Genomic DNA, 16511 nt, shown 5'->3' on the forward strand with positions numbered 1-16511 from the left:
CCGCCGCCGCGCTCCTGTCGATGAGGGGGTGAACGGTGGCCGGTCGGCTGTGCCGCCACCCCTCTAAGGGGTCACCGGGAGCCGGTCGTGGCCGCCGTCCACGACCGGCTCCCACCCCGACGCGTGCCGCCGCACCAGGTCCGCCGCGACGGAGTCGTACGGCCGCGCCCACACGTCCTCGTTGAACACCTCGACCTCGACGTACCCGGTGTACCCGGCAGCGGTGACGAGCGACGTCAGCCCGACGAGGTCGATGTGCCCGTCACCGGGCAGCCCGCGCCCCAGCAGCACGTCGGCGGGCAGGGGCGTCACCCAGTCGCACACCTGGTAGGAGTGGATCCGCGGCCCGGCCCGCTCCACCTCGACCGCCAGCGACGGGTCCCACCACACGTGCAGGGCGTCGACCACCACCCCGACCACCGACGGCGGGTACGGCTCGGCCAGGTCCAGCGCCTGCGCGAGCGTCGACACGACGCCCCGGTCCGCGCAGAACACCGGGTGCATCGGCTCCAACGCCAAGCGCACGCCCGCCGCCTCCGCGTACGGGGCGAGCACCTCCAACGCCGACGCGACCCGCGCCCGTGCCGCCACGAGGTCGCGGTCCGGCACGCCGCCGGGCACCAGCACCAGGCACGACGAGCCGCCGAGCGCGGCGGTCTCGTCGATCGCCCGCCGGTTGTCGTCCAGCCGCTGGTCCAGGCCGGTGAAGAAGCCGCCCCGGCACAGCGACGACACCTCCAGCCCGGCCGACGCCACCAGCGCGGCCGTCCGCTCCAGCCCGTACTCGGCCACCGGGTCGCGCCACAGCCCGACCGCCGGGATCCCGTTCCGCACGCACACGTCGACCACCTCGGGCACGGACGCCCGCTTCACGGTGGCCTGGTTCAACGAAAGCCTCATGTCAGCACGTCCAGGAGTCGTCCCCACCGGGCCGCCGCCAGGTCCGGGTCGGGCAGCAGCCCGGCCAGGTCCGCGAGCCGCAGCGCCTCGCCGAGGTGCACCACGTCCCGGGCCGACTGCAGCCCGCCGACCATGCCGAACGCGTCCTGGAACCCGCCCAGCCACGCCAGGAACACGACGCCGGTCTTGTAGTAGTACGTCGGTGTCCCGAAGAGGTGCCGCGACAACGCGACGGTCGGCGCCAGCACCTCGTCGTACCGGGCGAGGTCACCGGCGTCCAACGCGCGCAGCGCCGTCGAAGCGGCCGGTGCGATGGCGTCGAAGATGCCCAGCAGCGCGTCGCTGTGCCCGGCGGAGTCCCCGGCGATCAGCTCCGGGTAGTTGAAGTCGTCGCCGGTGTAGCACCGCACGCCGGGGGGCAGCGCCCGCCGCAGCCCCACCTCGTGCGAGGCGTCCAGCAGCGACACCTTCACCCCGTCCACCTTGTCCGGGTACGCCTTGATCAGGTCCAGGAAGTGCCCGGTGGCCGCGGAGACGTCCGACGAGCCCCAGTAGCCCTCCAGCGCCGGGTCGAACGCCGTGCCCAGCCAGTGCAGGATCACCGGCTGCTCGACCTCCTCCAGCAGCGCCGCGTACACCTTCTGGTAGTCCTCGGGTCCGCGCGCCGCGGCGGCCAGCTTCCGGCTGCACATCAGGATCGGCTGCGCGCCCGCGTCGACGACGGCCGTCAGCTGCTCCCGGTACGCCGTCAGCGGGTCCGCCGTGTCGTGGTCCGTGCCGACGCCCGCGGACAGCCGGCCGCCGCCGATCGCGGCGCTGCGCCGGATCAGCTCCAGCGCCGTGCCCCAGTCCAGGCCCATGCCGCGCTGCGCGGTGTCCATGGCCTCGGCGACGCCGAAACCGTGCTCCCACAGGCGAACCCGGTACGCGAGGGTCGCGTCCCAGTCGAGGACGGCGGGCGCGCCGGGGCCGTTGCCGCCGAACGGGTCCGCCACCACGTGCGCCGCCGCGAACGCCACCCGCGACGTGAACGGCCCGGTCTCCCACGTGCGGGGCGCCGACAGCCGGTGCTTCCGGAACGCGCCGTCCCGGCCGGGCAACAGCACGGAGGTCACGCGGGCACCTCGATCCGCCGACCGGTGCGGGAGGACTCCAGGCCCAGCGCGGCCAGCCGCACCGTGCGCACCCCGGAGTGGAAGTCGTGCGCGAACGGCGCGTCGACCGCGACGTGCTTCAGGAACTCCTCCCACTGCACCATGAACCCGTTGTCGAACACCTCGTTGTCCGGCACTTCCTGCCACTGCGAGCGGAAGTCGATGGACGACGGCACGTCCGGGTCCCACACCGGCTTGGGCGTGATCGCCCGGGACTGCACCTTGCAGTTGCGCAGCCCGGCCACCGCGCTGCCCAGCGTGCCGTCCACGTGGAACTCGACCAGCTCGTCGCGGTTCACCCGCGTAGCCCACGACGAGTTCACCTGCGCGACCACGCCGCCCGCCATCTCGAAGATCGCGTACGCCGCGTCGTCCGCCGTCGCCTCGTAGGGCGCGCCGTTCTCGTCCCACCGCTGCGGGATGTGCGTGACGGCCCGCGCGGTCACCGCCTCCACCGGTCCGAGGAGCCCTTCGAGCAGGTAGCTCCAGTGGCAGAACATGTCGACCACGATCCCGCCGCCGTCCTCGGCCCGGTAGTTCCACGACGGCCGCTGCGCGGTCTGCCAGTCGCCCTCGAACACCCAGTAGCCGAACTCGCCGCGCACCGAGAGGACGCGGCCGAAGAACCCGCCGTCCAGCAGCCGCCGCAGCTTCCGGATGCCCGGCAGGTACAGCTTGTCGGCCACCACGCCGTGCTTCACGCCCGCGGCGTCCGCGTGCCGGGCCAGGCCCCGCACCTCCTCGGGGGTGGCCGCGACCGGCTTCTCGCTGTAGACGTGCTTGCCCGCGTCGATCGCCGCCGTCAGCGCCGACACGTGCGCCGACGTGACCTGCGCGTCGAAGTAGACCGACACCTCCGGGTCGCCGAGCGCGGCGTCCAGGTCGGTGGTCCAGCGCGGCAGGTCGTGCCGCTCGGCGATCTCCTTCAGCTTGGCGGCGTTCCGGCCCACCAGCAGCGGCTCGGGGACCAGCACGTCGTCGCCGACCCTGACCCCGCCGCGCTCGCGGATGGCGAGGATCGAGCGGACGAGGTGCTGCCGGTACCCCATCCGCCCTGTGACCCCGTTCAACGCGACGCCGATCGTGCGCACCGCCATGCGTACACCCCACTCGAAAGTCCGTGGCCGTCCAAGCTCTGGAAAGCGCTTTCCAACACGCTACGGTCGGCTCCTCTCGGACGTCAACCTCCCGGGCGGCTAGTCTCGCCCGACCAGGAACCCGAAGGAGGCGGCGTTGGCGTCGCGGCAGGTCACGCTGGCGGAAGTGGCGAAGCACGCGGGCGTGTCGCTCGCGACCGCGTCACGCGTGCTCAACGGCAGCACCCGGCAGGTCAGCGGAGAGCTGCGCGAACGGGTGCTCGGCACCGCGCGCGGGCTCGGCTACCTGCCCAACGCGTCGGCGCAGGCGCTGGCGCGCAACTCCAGCGTGCTCGTGGGCCTGGTCGTGCACGACATCGCCGACCCCTACTTCTCCAGCATCGCCGCCGGTGTGACCAGGATCGCCGAGGACGCGGGCCTCGTCGTGGTCCTCGGCACCACCGGGCGCGACGCGCGACGCGAGGTGGAGCTGGTGAACACGCTGCGCGCGCACCGGGCGCGGGCCGTGGTGATCGCGGGCAGCCGCACCACCGACCGCAACGCCTCCCGCCGGCTCGCCGAGGAGATCACCGCGTTCACCGCGCAGGGCGGCCGGGTCGCGTGCGTCTCCCAGGCCAAGCTCGGCACGGACACCGTGGTGCCCGCGAACCGGTCCGGCGCGCGGGCGCTGGCCCGGCGGCTCGCCGCGCTCGGCCACCGCGAGTTCGCCGTGCTGGCCGGTCCGCCCGGCCTGCTGGTGGCGCGCGACCGGCTGGCCGGGTTCAAGGCGGGCTTGGCCGACGAAGGTCTGGACCTGCCGGACGCCAACGTCTTCGGCAACGACTTCACCCGCGACGGCGGCCACGCGGCGGCGGCCGACCTGATCGCCGCGCGCACCCGTGCGACGTGCGTGTTCGCCGTGAACGACGTGATGGCGATGGGCGCGATGGCGGCGCTGCGGGAACACGGGCTGCGGGTGCCGGAGGACATCTCGGTGGCCGGTTTCGACGACATCCCGACCCTGCGCGACCTGGTCCCGGCGCTGAGCACGGTGCGGCTGCCGCTGGAGGAGATGGGCGAGCGCGCGGCCCGGCTGGTGCTGGACGAAGTGGTGACCGGCCCCCGCACGGTTCGCGTGGCGGGCGAGGTCGTGCTGCGCGCCAGCACGTCGCCACCCAGCGGTGTCGGACTGCGCTGACCGGTGGTTACGCTCTAAACTCGACCGAGTTCGACCACCCCTCACGAGGAGTGATCCCCTACCGTGCGCGACGCGCAGTCCGCGGGCTGCAGTACCGAGCCGGGTCCGATACCCGGCTGCCTGCCCCGCCCGGCCCACCACCGGTGGGCCCGATGACGATCCTGTTCAGCGTGCTCGGCATCGTCGCCGTGGTGCTCCTCACCATCGGCACGTTCATCGCGGTCGCCGCCGAGTTCTCCCTGACCGCCCTGGAGCGCAGCACCATCGAGTCGCACGTCGCCCAAGTCGGCGACGCCAAGGCGCGGACGGTGGAGAAGGCGCACCGCTCCCTCTCGTTCCAGCTCTCCGGCTCACAGCTGGCGATCACCATCACCACGCTGATCACCGGCTACATCGCCGAACCCACCATCGCCCGGCTGGTCTCCCCCGGCCTGACCGGCCTGGGCGTGCCCGCGTCGGCGGCCGGGCCGATCGCGCTGACCATCGCGCTGGCGCTGGCCACGGCTCTGTCGATGGTGTTCGGCGAGCTGGTGCCGAAGAACCTGGCCATCGCCAAGCCGCTGGAGACCGCACGTGCCGTCGTGGGCCTGCAAGCCGGGTTCTCCGCCGTGTTCCGGTGGCTGATCACCGCGCTGAACGGCACCGCGAACTGGTTGGTGCGGCGGCTCGGCGTGGAGCCCGCCGAGGAGCTGGCGTCGGCCCGGTCGCCGCAGGAGCTGGGCGCGCTGATCCGCTCCAGCGCCGAGCACGGCACGATCGACCCCGGCACCGCGACCCTGCTGGACCGGTCGCTGCGGTTCGGCGACCGCACCGCGGACGAGCTGATGACGCCGCGCGTGCGGGTCGAGTCGCTGCGGGCCGACGCGACCGTGCTGGACCTCGTGGCGAAGGCGCGCGAGACGGGTTTCTCCCGGTTCCCCGTCTACGACGGCGACCTGGACCAGGTGCGCGGCATGGTGCACGTCAAGCAGGTGTTCGGGGTGCCGCGGTCGCAGCGGGCGACCACGCCGCTGTCGGCGCTGACCCGACCGGTGCAGACGGTGCCCGCGACGCTGGAGGGCGACGCGCTGCTGGACCGGCTGCGCGCCTCCGGCCTGCAGACCGCGCTGGTCGTGGACGAGTACGGCGGCACGGCGGGCCTGGTCACGCTGGAGGACCTGGTCGAGGAGATCGTCGGCGACGTGCGCGACGAGCACGACCGGCGGGAGACCGCGCCGGTGCGGCGGCTGGGCGGCGACGCGTGGCTGGTGTCCGGGCTGCTGCGGGACGACGAGGTCGCCGAGGCGACCGGGTTCCCGATGCCCGAGGGCGACTACGAGACCGTGGCGGGCCTGGTGCTGGCGCGGTTGGGCCGCATCCCGGACACCGGTGACGAGATCCGGGTGGACGACTGGCTGATCACCGTGGTGCAGATGGACCGGCACCGGGTCGCCGAGCTGCGGGTGGCCCGGGTCGCCCGGGCGGCCGACCCGGCCCGCGCCACCGGCCCGTCGTTGCCCGACCGATCGGGGTTGTCGCGGTGAGCGTGCTGGTGATCATGCTGCTGCTGGCGGGAAACGCGTTCTTCGTCGGCGCCGAGTTCGCCATCATCACCGCCCGCCGGGACCGGCTGGAGGCGCTGGCCGAGCAGGGCGGCAGCCGGGCCCGATCGGTGATCAAGGCGGGCCGCGAGCTGCCGCTGCTGATCGCGGGCGCGCAGCTCGGCATCACGCTGTGCTCGCTGGGCCTGGGCGCGCTGGGCGAACCGGCGGTCGCGGCGATGCTGGAGGCCCCGTTCCACGGCGTCGGCATCCCGGACGCGGTGCGGCACGGTGTGGCGTTCGCGCTGGCGCTGATCATCGTGGTGGCGCTGCACACGGTGCTGGGCGAGATGGTGCCGAAGAACCTGGCCATCGCGGGGCCGGAACGCACCGCGCTGCTGCTGGTGCCCGCGCACCTGTGGTTCTGCCGCCTGGTCGCGCCGCTGCTGCGCGGGTTCACCGTGGTGGCGACGGCGGTGCTGCGGCTGATCGGCGTGACGCCCCGGGAAGAGCTGGAGTCCGCGTACACGCGGGACGAACTGGCCCTGCTGATCGGCCAGTCCCGGCAGGAAGGGCTGCTGGAGGACTCCGAGCACCGGCGGCTGGCGAAGACCCTGTCGTCGGCGGAGCGGACCGTGGCGGACGTCCTGGTGCCGCTGGACCGCATCACGTCGGTGTCCGGGCGACCCACCATGGGCGAGGTGGAGGACGCCGTGTCGGCCACCGGCTTCTCCCGCTTCCCGGTCCGCGAGGACGACCGGCTGATCGGGTACCTGCACGTCAAGGACGTGCTGGACCTCGCGGACGCCGATCCGTCGACGCGGGTGCCGCCGACCAGGGTGCGCGGGCTGCCGCGGGTGCCGGTGGACGCCGGCCTGGACGACGCGGTGGCGGCGCTGCGGCGCTCGCAGAGCCACTTGGCGCAGGCCGTGTCGGCGGACGGGGTCGTGCACGGCGTGGTGGCGTTGGAGGACCTGGTCGAGGAGTACGTGGGCACCGTCCGCGACGGCACGCACGTGCGTCGGGAGCTGTAGCGGTCCGGGGTGAGGCGGGCGTCGTCGACCGCCTCACCCCCGTTCTCGCGATCAGCTAGCTCACGACGCCGGCCGCACCGCGGGCAGGCCGATCCGCTCCCGGCCCCGTTCCAGGTCCCGGCCGTGGTGGTCGCGGCCGTCGTCGGCCGACAGTTCCAGCGGTGGCACGCTGACCAGCTCCAGGTCCTGGTCGGCGGCACGGTCGAGGGCCGCCACGATCCACGCCTCGAAGTCGGCGTTCGCGGCCATCGCGGCCCGCCGCCACCGGTCCACCGCCTCGGTGCCCGCGCTCACCCTCGGCATCGCCACCCGGTAGGACTTCGAGCCCGGGTCGCGGTCCTCCCGCAACGCCCGCCGCAGCGCCGTCCGCGACCAGCTCTCCCGCTCCGCGCGGTCCAGCCACGCTTCCTGCTCGGCCGGCGGCAGCGCCGCGACCTCCGCGTGGTGCTGGAACGGCAGCCCCGGCCGGCGCCGGGACGGCTCGAACTTGCGCGCGATCCACGCGTAGTTGCGCAGCGTCTGGTAGTCGAGCCCCACGGCTTCGACCGCCCGGCGGTACCGATCGGTGTACTTGTCCTGGCCGAAGACGAGCCAGTCGCCCAGGTACCACGCGGACGAGCTGGCGATGCGGGAGATCCGCTGACCCGCCTGCTCCCACGACTCGAACGTGACGTCCCGAGGGAACGCCAGCCCCACCGGCGTCGTCAGGATCCGGCCATCGGCCCTGGCAACAGGCCGCCGGGACCGCACTCCGTTCACCTTGTCCACTACTCCCCCTGATTTGCTCTGGACGTCCTTGCTACTCCAGGGGTCCTCACACACCGGTCAACTTCCGCTCACACCGCGAACCCGATCGGGCCCGTCGGCGGACAGCAGGTGACCGCGCTCACCGGGGAACAGCCGGAAAGGCCACCATGACACCCACCGACGCCGAGGTCATCGGCCGGTCGCGGGACGAGCCGCACGCCGGCGATCGGCATCACCTGGCCCGTCCCGGCGGGCTCGGCGCGCGAGGCGCGGCCGGTGGTGATCGTGTCCGACGAGGACGCGTACGAGCTGCTCGGCACGAACCTCCACGCCGTGACGGCGCCGGCCGTGGTCGACCGGGTCGAGCAGCGGCCCCGACGGCGGGTGGGACCGGTCCGGCGGGGCGCGGCCGGTCCCACCCGACTACGGTTGGTCACGTGGATCCGCGTGAGGACGACGACGAGGACGACTTCGACCCCGAAGAGGACGAAGACGAGTTCGACGACGACGGATTCGACGAGGACGACGTCGAAGACGAGGACGACCTGTTCGGCGTGACCTCCGAACCGCGCACCATCTGCCACCTGTGCGGCGGGGCGGGCTTCATCGCCAACCCGACGACCGCCGTGATCGGCGGCGCGCCGCGGACCGTGGACAACGGCCGTGAATGCCCCCACTGCAACGGCGCGCGCAAGTTCCCGGGTCTGGTCCCCCCGCTCTGACCCGCTCCACGCGGCGTGACGGCTTGAGCATCAGCGGGCGGCGGCGGCCTGCTCCGCCTCGCGGAACGCCTGCGTCGACAGGCCACGCCAGGTGACGACCAGGGCGCCGACCTGGATCACCGCGCCCACCACCCACACCGCGCGCAGGCTGAAGCCGGCGGCGACGAAACCTCCGGCCAGGGCACCGAGCGGCATCAGGCCCCAGGCCAGCGCGCGGTGGCTGGTGAGGACGCGGCCGAGCAGCGCGGGCGGGGTGAAGCGCTGCCTGCTGGACTGCGAGCAGACGTTCCACACCATCACGATCGCCGACTGGGCGAACCACGCGATGCCGATCGCCCACGCCCACGGCGGCAGCACGGCGACCAGGGCCATCGTCACCACCATGCCGACCTGCGCCAGCCGCATCGACCACGCGTAGCCGAGCTTGCGCACGATCCGGCCCACCACGAACGACGACACCACCCAGCCGGCGGCGGCGCACGCCAGCATCACGCCGTAGCCGACGGACCCGAGCCCCAGCACGTCCTTGGCGTACAGCACGAACATCGCCATCGTCGCGCTCGCCGCGAACGACCCGAGCGCCACCGCGATGGTGATGGACAGGAGCAGCCTCGTGGCGATCAGGAACCTGAGCCCGTCGGCGATGTCGCGCAACGGGTGCTTGGTGGAGGGCGCGGCCGGGGCCGAGCGGAGGCCGGGCACCAGGGCGAACGCGACCACCGCCGCCGCGCACGCGACCCACGCGGGGGTGCCGAGGCCGTAGGCGACCAGGAAACCGGCCACCGGCGGCACCACGAACTGCACGACGCCCCGGTCGATCACGATCAGCCGGGTGTTGGCGGTGGCCAACCGCTCCGGCTCCACCACCTCCGGCACCAGCGCGCCGGTCGCGCCGTCACCGAGCACCTGCGCCGACGTGACCACGAACGCGACGACCACCAGCAGCGGCAGGCTCAGCGCGTCCGTCACGCCCGCGACGGCGAGCGCCAGCGCCGCGCACCCCTGCACCGCGTACGCCGACGCGAGCACGGCGCTGCGCCGCACCCGGTCGATCAGCACGCCCGCGAACAGCGAGAACAGCAGCCACGGCGACTGGCCCACCACGTTCACCAGGGACAGCTGACGCGGGTCCGAGGTGATCGTCGCCGCGATCCACGGCAACACCGACAGCATCAGGCCCTCGGCCACCGAACCGGACACCGCGACGGCCTGCAGCCGCACCCACCCCCTGGACATGGTCATCACCTTGCCAACGGGGACTGGCACGCAGCGACGTTTTAGCGTGGAGTGAACCGATGGCCCTCCGCTTCGCCGTCTCACCGCTGTGGGAGACGATCGCCGGTCTGCGCGTGCTCGCCGCCCCCGGCCTGTCCCCGGTGCACCAGCGGTGGATCGCGTGGGCGGAGAAGCAGCTGGTGGAACTGGGTCCGGACCCGTCCCCGCTGCACGTGCTGGCGACCCGTCCGGTGGTGCCGGAGTTCCTGATCCCGACGCCGGGCGTGCGGTCGGTGGGCATCGACGTGGAGATCGACGCGCTCACCAGGGCCACGCCGGAGCGGATCGCGGCGGCCGTGGACGACCCGGGGTTCCGCGCCGATCCGGCGACCGCGATCGCCGCCGTGCAGGAACGGCTGCACGCCGTGCACGACGCGATCATCGCGCCGGTCTGGCCCCGGCTGGAGGGTGTGCTCCAGGGCGACGTGGAGCGGCGCGGGCGGCGGCTGGTCGAGGCGGGTGGGCAGACCGTGCTGGCCGAACTCCACCCCGAGGTGTCGTTCCGCAACCCCGAGCTGACCGTCGCGGACCGGACCGTCGCCATCGGCGAGCGCGACCTGGTCCTGGTGCCGTCCGCGTTCACCTGGCCGCACGCCTACCTGCGGGACAGCCCGGTGCGGCTGGGGCTGTGCTACCCGGCGCACGGTTTCGGCTCGTTGTGGGAGCGGTCGGCCGCGCCGACGCACGACGCCCTCGCGCGCCTGGTCGGCAGCACCCGCGCGCGGCTGCTGTGCGAGTTGGAGCGGCCCAGCACGGTGACGGAGTTGGCGACCAGGCTCGGTGTGACGGTCGGCGCGGTGTCGCAGCACCTGGGTGTGCTGCGCGCGGCGGGTCTGGCGGTCAGCCGCCGCGAGGGGCGTGAGGTGGTGTCGCTGCGCACCGGGCTCGGGCTCGCCCTGGTCCGCGGGGAAGTACCCTGAGGAATCGTGGGGGTCGTTTTGTCCGAAGCCGAGTGGACCGCGCGCCGTGACGCGCACGCGGACCGGGTGCGGCAGTGGACCGGTCCGCACCACGAGCGCAAGGCCACCGGCCGCAAGCACCCGGTGCTGGACTTCCTGTTCAGCTACTACTCGCACCGCCCGTCCCGGCTGGAGCGCTGGCACCCCGGGCCCGGTGTGGTGCTGGAAGGCGACGCGGCGCTCGCCTACCTCAAGTGGCCCGTCTACCGGCGCACCGACGACGGCGTGACGCTGGACGTCGAGGCGTTCGCCGGGGACCGGGCCAACACGATCGAGTTCGCGGGCCGGCTGCTGACCGCCACGGCCGGCCGCGCGCCCCGGCTCGGCTGCTTCGGCCTGCACGAGTGGGCGATGGTGTACCGGCAGCAGCCGGAGCAGGTGCGGCACAACGCGTGGCCGCTGCGCCTGGGCAGCGCGGGCACCGACGAGGTGGTGGAGTCGCAGCGGGTGCAGTGCGGGCACTTCGACGCGTTCCGCTTCTTCACACCACCGGCGAGGCCCCGCAACGCGCTCCAGCCGACCAGGGAGACCCAGGTCGAGCTGGAGCAGCCGGGGTGCCTGCACGCGAACATGGACCTGTTCAAGTGGGCGTACAAGCTCGACCCCGCCACGCCGTCGGAACTGGTCGCGGACTGCTTCGAGCTGGCGTTGCGCATCCGCGAGCTGGACATGCGGGCCAGTCCGTACGACCTGTCCGCGCTGGGCTACCGGCCGGTGCCGATCGAGACGGCCGACGGGCGGGCCGAGTACGTTCGGCAGCAGAGCGCGTTCGCCGAGGCCGCGGCGCCCTTGAGAGCCAGGCTGATCGCGCTCACGCGGCTGCTGTCGCAGTTCACCCTTTCCGCGGATGTCATTTGTTAGCGTGACGCCGGTCGGGATTCGCCAGCCGTAGTCGGACGCTGAGAGGAAGACGATGTCTCGACACCGCGCGCTGCGGACGAAGGTCCGGCGCGGGATCGCGAAGTGGCCGGTCGCCATCGTCGGCCTGGTCGCCCTGCTGGTGCTCGGCTGGCTCGGCTGGAGCTGGGTCGGCGGTCTCGTGGAACGCCGTGCCGCGGCCCAGGCGGGCGACTGCGACGAAGGTCAGGCGCTGCTCCGGATCGCGTCGACGCCGAGCGTCGCCGAGGCGGTCAAGCAGGTGGCCGAGGCGTGGAGCAGGCAGCGGCCCGTCGTCTACGACCACTGCATCCAGATCGAGGTGCAGTCGATCGACTCCGAGGTCGTGCTGGCGGGCCTGACTCAGGGGTGGGACGAGGCCGCGATCGGCGCGCGCCCGCACGCGTGGGTCACCGACTCGATGCTGTGGGCGAACCGGCTCGGCGCGCAGGACGCGAGCCTGCTCGGCGCGGCGCCCGAGTCCGTCGCGACGAGCCCGGTGGTGCTGGCGATGCACCAGGAACCGGCGCAGGCGGTGCAGTCCGGCTCCGGGTTCCGCTGGACGGACCTGCCGGAGCTGGCCGGCGCGGCGGACGGCTGGGCCCGGTTCGGTCGGCCCGAGTGGGGCGCGTTCACCGTCGCGATGCCCGATCCGGCGACGAACGCGGCCACCGCGATGGCCCTGCAGTCGGCGCTGGCGGGCGCGAGCCCCGAGGCCAAGGGCCCGGTCACCACCGAGATGCTGGCGCTCGACCCGGTGAAGACCACCATGAGCAGGTTGACGGCGGCCAAGCCGGAGCAGACGCCGGTGGGCACGGTGGAGGCGTTGACGCTGCTGGCCGCCGACCCGGCGGTGAACGCGGCGGGGTTCAGCGCGGTCCCGGTGTTCGAGGTGGACCTGTACCGGCACAACACCGGCAAGGACGGCGTCACGCCCGCCCAGCCCCTGTACGGGGTGGCGACGGGCGGGCCGACGCCGATCGCGGACTTCCCGTTCGTGCCGTTGGCGGGCGACTGGGTCGGCGAGGCCCAGGTGCGCGCGGCGCAGACGTTCCGGGAGTTCCTCCAGGGTGACGGCCAGCAGAGGATCATGGCCGCCGCCGGCCTGCGGGTCGACGCCACCACCGAGCGGCCCAAGCCGTCGCCCGGGATCCGGTGGGCCGCGGTGACGGAGACGCTGGCGCCCGCGGACGCCAACACCACCCAGCAGGTCTCGGCCGCGTGGGCGACCGCGGACAACGGCCAGGTCGTCACCGTGCTGGTGGACACGTCGAAGTCGATGGAGGAACCCGGCGGCGACGGCCGCAGCCGGATGGAGTGGGTGAAGCAGGCGCTGTCCGGGCAGGTCAACAGGTCGGTGTCGGGGTCGTTGGGGCTGTGGGAGTTCTCCATGCAGCTCGACGGCGACAAGCCGTACCGGCAGCTCGTGGGCACCGGGCCGGTCGCCGGGCAGCGGCAGGCGCTGCTGGACGGCGTGGCCGCGCTGGAGCCGCGCAGCGCGACCCAGCTGTACACCAGCGTGCTCGCGCTGTACGAGCGGATGCTGGCCGACTACCAGGACGGCAAGCTGAACCGGATCGTGGTGCTCACCGACGGGGTCAACGACGGCGGGCTGACGTTCGAGGAGCTGACCTCGCGGCTCTCGGCGGTGAAGCAGCCGGGCAAGGACGTCGTGATCAGCGTGATCGCCCTCGGCCCCGACCCGGAACGGGGACCGCTGGCCGAGCTGGCGCGCTCCACCGGCGGCACGCTGTCGGTGGTCGAGGACGGTCGCGGCGTGGACGCCGCCCTCGCCCAGCTCCTCTCGGCCGCTTAGACCCCGCCGTCCAGACCGCTCCGTCTAGACCCCTCCCGCTGGACCGCGCCGGCCTGGACCGTCAGCACGACCTTGCCGCGCGCGTGGCCTTCCGCGACGTGCGCGAGCGCCTCGGCGGCGTCGCGCAGCGGGTAGGTGCGGCCGACCACGGGCGTGAGCTTCCCGGCCTCGACCAGTTCGCTGAGTACGTCCAGGTTCTCCAGGCGTCCCTGGGCGATGAACGGCTTCACCCGGTGCCGCACGAACAGCGAGAGCAGCATCGCCTGGAACACCCGTTTCGCGCCGCCGACCCACCGGCCGCTCCCGCCGCTGTTGGGCACGAGCGTGCCGCGCGGTGTGAGGACGCGCCTGAGCGCGGACAGCGAGTGGTTGCCGACGTTGTCCAGCACGAGGTCGTACCGCTCGTCGCCGCGGGTGAAGTCCGCCCGGGAGTAGTCGATCACGTGGTCGGCGCCGAGGGACCGGACCAGCTCGACGTTGCCCGGTCCGCACACTCCCGTCACCTCCGCGCCGAGCGCCTTCGCGATCTGCACGGCCAGCGTGCCGATCCCGCCGGACGCGCCGTTGACCAGCACCTTCTGCCCGGCCTGGACCCGGCCGTGGTCACGCAGGGCCTGCACCGCGGTGTACCCGGCCAGCGGCAGCCCGGCGGCCTGCTCGAACGTGAGGCCATCGGGTTTGCGCGCCAGCGCGCCCTCCTCGGCCGACGCGTACTCGGCCAGCGAGCCCTCGCACCAGCCGAACACGTCGTCACCGGGCTTGAACCTGGTGACGCCCCGGCCGACCGCGGCGACCCGGCCGGCCACGTCGGTGCCGCGGATCTTCACCTTCGGCCTCCGCAGCCCGTAGCCCGCCACCCGCAGCAGGTAGGGGGTGCCGGTCATGATGTACCAGTCGGCGATGTTGAGCCCCGCCGCGCGCACCTCCACCAGCACTTCGCCGTCGCCGGCCACCGGCCGGTCGACGTCGCGGAACTCCATCACGTCGGTGCCGTACTCGTCCTGCTCGATCGCCTTCATGGTCAGTCCACCGATCTGAGGATGTGCTCGACGGACGCGGTGCGGGTGCGCAGGTCGGCCAGGTCCGCCGCGGTGCGCTGCTGCACGTCGAGGGTGTTCTCGGCCAGCTGCTCGTAGCGGCGGACGAGTTGGCGCAGCCCTTCGGCCTGCTCGGCGCCGATCTTCGCCTTGCGGATGTCCAGGAAGCTGCTGAGCAGGAACATCACGAAGACCAGGACCAGGAACAGGACGCCGACCGTGAGGATCGCGCCGGGCCAGGTCGTCTCGCTGAAATCCATCACGAACGCTCCTCGCGAGCCGGACCGCGCGGCGGGTCCGGTGTGGTCAGGGTCGGGACCGCGGCGGCCAGCGCCGCCGGGGTCAGGGTGAAGTCGAAGTCCGCGACCTCGAAGTACTTCATGGCCTTGCCGTCGGCGGACAGCTCCAGGCTGCCGACGACCAGCCCGGCCGCTTCCAGCCGTTGCAGGTGCATGTGGAGCAGTGGCCGGCTCACGCCGATCACGCGGGCGAGGTTGCTCACGTAGTCCCGACCGCCCGCCAGCGTGGCGACGATGCGCAGCCGCAGGGGGTTGGCCAACGCGGCCAGCACCTCGACCAGCTCGTCACCGGTGGGCCGGGTGGCCGTCATGTCACTCCTTCACGTGTAAGAATTCTCTTACACGTGACAGGCTAGCACGGATCATCGGCGGTAGACGGCGGTCATGGCGGCGAGCCGGGCGATGACGCGTTCGCGCAGCTCCGGCGGTTCCACGACCTCTACCTCGGGACCGAGCTTGAGCAGGTCGACCAGGGCGTGGTCCACCGACTCGACCGGCACGCGCACGGTCGTCCACTCGCCCTCGGGCTCGACGTCCTCCAGCTCACGGGCCGCCGCGAGGCTGAGCAGGACGCGGGCGCCCCTGAGCCCGTCCGGCGTCAGCCGGACCGTCACCCGCACCGGGTACATGCGCTCCTCGAACCGCTCCGACCAGTCCTGCCAGAACCTGGCCAGGTCGAACCCCTCCGGCCGGTCGAACGGCTCGTCCAGCGGGGTCAGCTCCAAGACGCGGGACACGCGGTACGTGCGCAGGTCGTCGTCGGTCCGCGCGACGAGGTACCAGATGCCCGCCTTGAGCACGAGCCCCAGCGGCTCGACCGTCCGCTCCACCTCGACCTGCGCCCACCGGACGTACCGGACGCGGACGCGGCGTTGCCGCAACACGGCCTCCGCGAGCGCGGCGACGTGCGGCGTGCCCCGGTTGCCGCGGAACCAGCCGGGCGCGTCCAGGTGGAACCTCTCCCCCACCCGCGCGGCGCGCGACCGCAACTCCGGCGGCAGGGCGGCGAGCACCTTCAACTGGGCCGCCGCCACCACCGCGCCCAGGCCGAGTTCGGCGGCCGGACCCGGCAGGCCCGCCAGGAACAGCGAGTCGGCCTCCTCGGTGGTCAGGCCGGTGAGGCGGGTGCGGTAGCCGTCGACCAGCCGGTAGCCGCCCGCCGGGCCCCGGTCGGCGTACACGGGGACGCCGGAGGCGCTGAGCGCGTCGACGTCCCGGTAGACGGTGCGGACGGAGACCTCCAGCTCGTCCGCCAACTCCTGCGCCGTCATCCGACCGCGGGCCTGGAGCAGGAGGAGCAGGGACAGCAACCGACTCGCGCGCATCCCGCCATCCTTCCTGACACGGGTTGTCAGGTACGCCCGGCAAGGTTCCCGCCATGACCACGGTGACCGCGAGCGCGGAGATGAAGAGCTGGGACGAGCACACCTGGGACGGCAGGCGGTACGACGAGGTGAGCGGCCCGAAGCAGACGGTGGGCGGCATGACCGTCGGGTACAGCGGCGGGTTGGAGGCCACCGGCGACATGCGTTTCGTGATGTCGTACCCGGACGACGAGTCGTGCGGTTCGACGGGCTACGAGGTCGTGGCCGGCGCCCTGGACGGCCGCGAGGGCACGTTCGTCCTGCACCACGTCGGCGGCTTCCGTGACGGCGTGGCCGACGCCACCGTCACCGTCGTGTCCGCCACCGGCGCCCTGACCGGCCTCACCGGCACCGGCCGCATCACGTGGGCGCAAGGCGGACCGGGGCGGCTGGAACTGGACTACGAGATCAGCTGATCCACCGCGCGTCCGCCGGAACCGCCGTGGTGCCGACAGGGCTCGCGGTCAGGCGAAGGGCCGGCGGCAGCCGCCCGCCCCGGCTGCGAGGGGCGAACTCGCAGCCGGGGTTCCGGGG

The 16511-nt window shown here is 73.2% G+C and carries 17 protein-coding genes; 8 read left to right on the forward strand and 9 right to left on the reverse strand.

The annotated features are described in order from the left end of the window. Positions 1-63 precede the first annotated feature (63 nt). From ACRAKI_RS26885 to ACRAKI_RS26895, 3 genes are read right to left on the reverse strand one after another with little or no spacing between them, the layout of a single operon-like run. Positions 64-900: a sugar phosphate isomerase/epimerase family protein gene (locus tag ACRAKI_RS26885; protein ID WP_447003288.1), complete on the reverse strand. Its 837-nt coding sequence runs from the start codon at positions 898-900 to the stop codon at positions 64-66. Then, positions 897-2015 (reverse strand): dihydrodipicolinate synthase family protein, encoded by a 1119-nt coding sequence (locus ACRAKI_RS26890; protein ID WP_447003289.1) that lies wholly within the window; start codon positions 2013-2015, stop codon positions 897-899. Before ACRAKI_RS26890 ends, ACRAKI_RS26885 begins: the two co-directional genes overlap by 4 nt. After that, positions 2012-3151, reverse strand: a complete 1140-nt coding sequence (locus ACRAKI_RS26895) for a Gfo/Idh/MocA family protein (RefSeq protein ID WP_447003290.1) — start codon at positions 3149-3151, stop codon at positions 2012-2014. The genes ACRAKI_RS26890 and ACRAKI_RS26895 overlap by 4 nt, the downstream gene beginning before the upstream one ends. Before the next feature lie 136 nt (positions 3152-3287). Here ACRAKI_RS26895 and ACRAKI_RS26900 point away from each other — a divergent pair, with 136 nt between their 5' ends. From ACRAKI_RS26900 to ACRAKI_RS26910, 3 genes are all read left to right on the forward strand, one after another. Next, entirely contained in the window at positions 3288-4328 is a 1041-nt protein-coding gene (locus ACRAKI_RS26900) for a LacI family DNA-binding transcriptional regulator (protein ID WP_447003291.1), read from the forward strand. A 152-nt stretch (positions 4329-4480) separates the two neighbouring features. Next, positions 4481-5851 carry a hemolysin family protein gene (locus ACRAKI_RS26905; protein WP_447003292.1) on the forward strand — a complete coding sequence of 457 codons (1371 nt, stop codon included), beginning with the start codon at positions 4481-4483 and terminating at the stop codon, positions 5849-5851. Positions 5852-5865: 14 nt separating this feature from the next. Further along, positions 5866-6882: a hemolysin family protein gene (locus ACRAKI_RS26910; protein WP_447008523.1), complete on the forward strand. Its 1017-nt coding sequence runs from the start codon at positions 5866-5868 to the stop codon at positions 6880-6882. 60 nt (positions 6883-6942) lie between these two features. Here ACRAKI_RS26910 and ACRAKI_RS26915 read toward each other — a convergent pair whose 3' ends face one another. Next, positions 6943-7641, reverse strand: a complete 699-nt coding sequence (locus ACRAKI_RS26915; protein ID WP_447003293.1) for an LmbU family transcriptional regulator — start codon at positions 7639-7641, stop codon at positions 6943-6945. A gap of 425 nt (positions 7642-8066) precedes the next feature. Here ACRAKI_RS26915 and ACRAKI_RS26920 point away from each other — a divergent pair, with 425 nt between their 5' ends. Further along, positions 8067-8351, forward strand: coding sequence for a hypothetical protein (locus ACRAKI_RS26920; protein ID WP_447003294.1), 285 nt, complete (start codon positions 8067-8069; stop codon positions 8349-8351). Positions 8352-8381: 30 nt separating this feature from the next. Here ACRAKI_RS26920 and ACRAKI_RS26925 read toward each other — a convergent pair whose 3' ends face one another. Next, positions 8382-9587, reverse strand: a complete 1206-nt coding sequence (locus ACRAKI_RS26925; RefSeq protein WP_447003295.1) for an MFS transporter — start codon at positions 9585-9587, stop codon at positions 8382-8384. Between the two features lie 59 nt (positions 9588-9646). Here ACRAKI_RS26925 and ACRAKI_RS26930 point away from each other — a divergent pair, with 59 nt between their 5' ends. The 3 genes from ACRAKI_RS26930 to ACRAKI_RS26940 are packed head-to-tail and all read left to right on the forward strand — an operon-like array spanning position 9647 to position 13277. Continuing rightward, a complete protein-coding gene (locus ACRAKI_RS26930) occupies positions 9647-10546 on the forward strand; it encodes a DUF5937 family protein (RefSeq protein WP_447003296.1) in 900 nt (299 codons plus the stop codon). 3 nt (positions 10547-10549) lie between these two features. Further along, positions 10550-11446: a 3-methyladenine DNA glycosylase gene (locus tag ACRAKI_RS26935; protein WP_447008524.1), complete on the forward strand. Its 897-nt coding sequence runs from the start codon at positions 10550-10552 to the stop codon at positions 11444-11446. A 52-nt stretch (positions 11447-11498) separates the two neighbouring features. Further along, positions 11499-13277, forward strand: a complete 1779-nt coding sequence (locus ACRAKI_RS26940) for a substrate-binding domain-containing protein (RefSeq protein ID WP_447003297.1) — start codon at positions 11499-11501, stop codon at positions 13275-13277. On the opposite strand, the gene ACRAKI_RS26945 is transcribed toward ACRAKI_RS26940, so the two are convergent. From ACRAKI_RS26945 to ACRAKI_RS26960, 4 genes are read right to left on the reverse strand one after another with little or no spacing between them, the layout of a single operon-like run. Then, the gene (locus ACRAKI_RS26945; RefSeq protein WP_447003298.1) at positions 13274-14296 is read right to left on the reverse strand and encodes an NAD(P)-dependent alcohol dehydrogenase; all 1023 of its coding nucleotides are present in this window, start codon (positions 14294-14296) and stop codon (positions 13274-13276) included. The two genes, ACRAKI_RS26940 and ACRAKI_RS26945, sit on opposite strands and share 4 nt — an antisense overlap. 2 nt (positions 14297-14298) lie before the next feature. After that, a complete protein-coding gene (locus tag ACRAKI_RS26950) occupies positions 14299-14574 on the reverse strand; it encodes a hypothetical protein (protein ID WP_184922698.1) in 276 nt (91 codons plus the stop codon). Then, on the reverse strand, positions 14574-14924 hold the full coding sequence (locus tag ACRAKI_RS26955) for an ArsR/SmtB family transcription factor (RefSeq protein WP_447003299.1): 351 nt from the start codon (positions 14922-14924) through the stop codon (positions 14574-14576). Before ACRAKI_RS26955 ends, ACRAKI_RS26950 begins: the two co-directional genes overlap by 1 nt. Before the next feature lie 51 nt (positions 14925-14975). Further along, the gene (locus ACRAKI_RS26960) at positions 14976-15938 is read right to left on the reverse strand and encodes a helix-turn-helix transcriptional regulator (protein ID WP_447003300.1); all 963 of its coding nucleotides are present in this window, start codon (positions 15936-15938) and stop codon (positions 14976-14978) included. A 53-nt stretch (positions 15939-15991) separates the two neighbouring features. On the opposite strand from ACRAKI_RS26960, the gene ACRAKI_RS26965 reads away from it, so the two are divergent. Further along, a complete protein-coding gene (locus ACRAKI_RS26965) occupies positions 15992-16393 on the forward strand; it encodes a DUF3224 domain-containing protein (protein WP_447003301.1) in 402 nt (133 codons plus the stop codon). The last annotated feature ends 118 nt before the right edge of the window (positions 16394-16511 follow it).

Source organism: Saccharothrix isguenensis (genome assembly GCF_052936305.1).

Excerpts from the sequence above, each read along its gene's own strand:
- ACRAKI_RS26885 (WP_447003288.1), bottom strand. The coding sequence starts at position 900 with ATGAGGCTTTCGTTGAACCAGGCCACCGTGAAGCGGGCGTCCGTGCCC.
- ACRAKI_RS26895 (WP_447003290.1), bottom strand. The coding sequence starts at position 3,151 with ATGGCGGTGCGCACGATCGGCGTCGCGTTGAACGGGGTCACAGGGCGG.
- ACRAKI_RS26905 (WP_447003292.1), top strand. The coding sequence starts at position 4,481 with ATGACGATCCTGTTCAGCGTGCTCGGCATCGTCGCCGTGGTGCTCCTC.
- ACRAKI_RS26910 (WP_447008523.1), top strand. The coding sequence starts at position 5,866 with ATGCTGCTGCTGGCGGGAAACGCGTTCTTCGTCGGCGCCGAGTTCGCC.
- ACRAKI_RS26925 (WP_447003295.1), bottom strand. The coding sequence starts at position 9,587 with ATGTCCAGGGGGTGGGTGCGGCTGCAGGCCGTCGCGGTGTCCGGTTCG.
- ACRAKI_RS26930 (WP_447003296.1), top strand. The coding sequence starts at position 9,647 with ATGGCCCTCCGCTTCGCCGTCTCACCGCTGTGGGAGACGATCGCCGGT.
- ACRAKI_RS26940 (WP_447003297.1), top strand. The coding sequence starts at position 11,499 with ATGTCTCGACACCGCGCGCTGCGGACGAAGGTCCGGCGCGGGATCGCG.
- ACRAKI_RS26945 (WP_447003298.1), bottom strand. The coding sequence starts at position 14,296 with ATGAAGGCGATCGAGCAGGACGAGTACGGCACCGACGTGATGGAGTTC.
- ACRAKI_RS26950 (WP_184922698.1), bottom strand. The coding sequence starts at position 14,574 with ATGGATTTCAGCGAGACGACCTGGCCCGGCGCGATCCTCACGGTCGGC.
- ACRAKI_RS26955 (WP_447003299.1), bottom strand. The coding sequence starts at position 14,924 with ATGACGGCCACCCGGCCCACCGGTGACGAGCTGGTCGAGGTGCTGGCC.
- ACRAKI_RS26960 (WP_447003300.1), bottom strand. The coding sequence starts at position 15,938 with ATGCGCGCGAGTCGGTTGCTGTCCCTGCTCCTCCTGCTCCAGGCCCGC.
- ACRAKI_RS26965 (WP_447003301.1), top strand. The coding sequence starts at position 15,992 with ATGACCACGGTGACCGCGAGCGCGGAGATGAAGAGCTGGGACGAGCAC.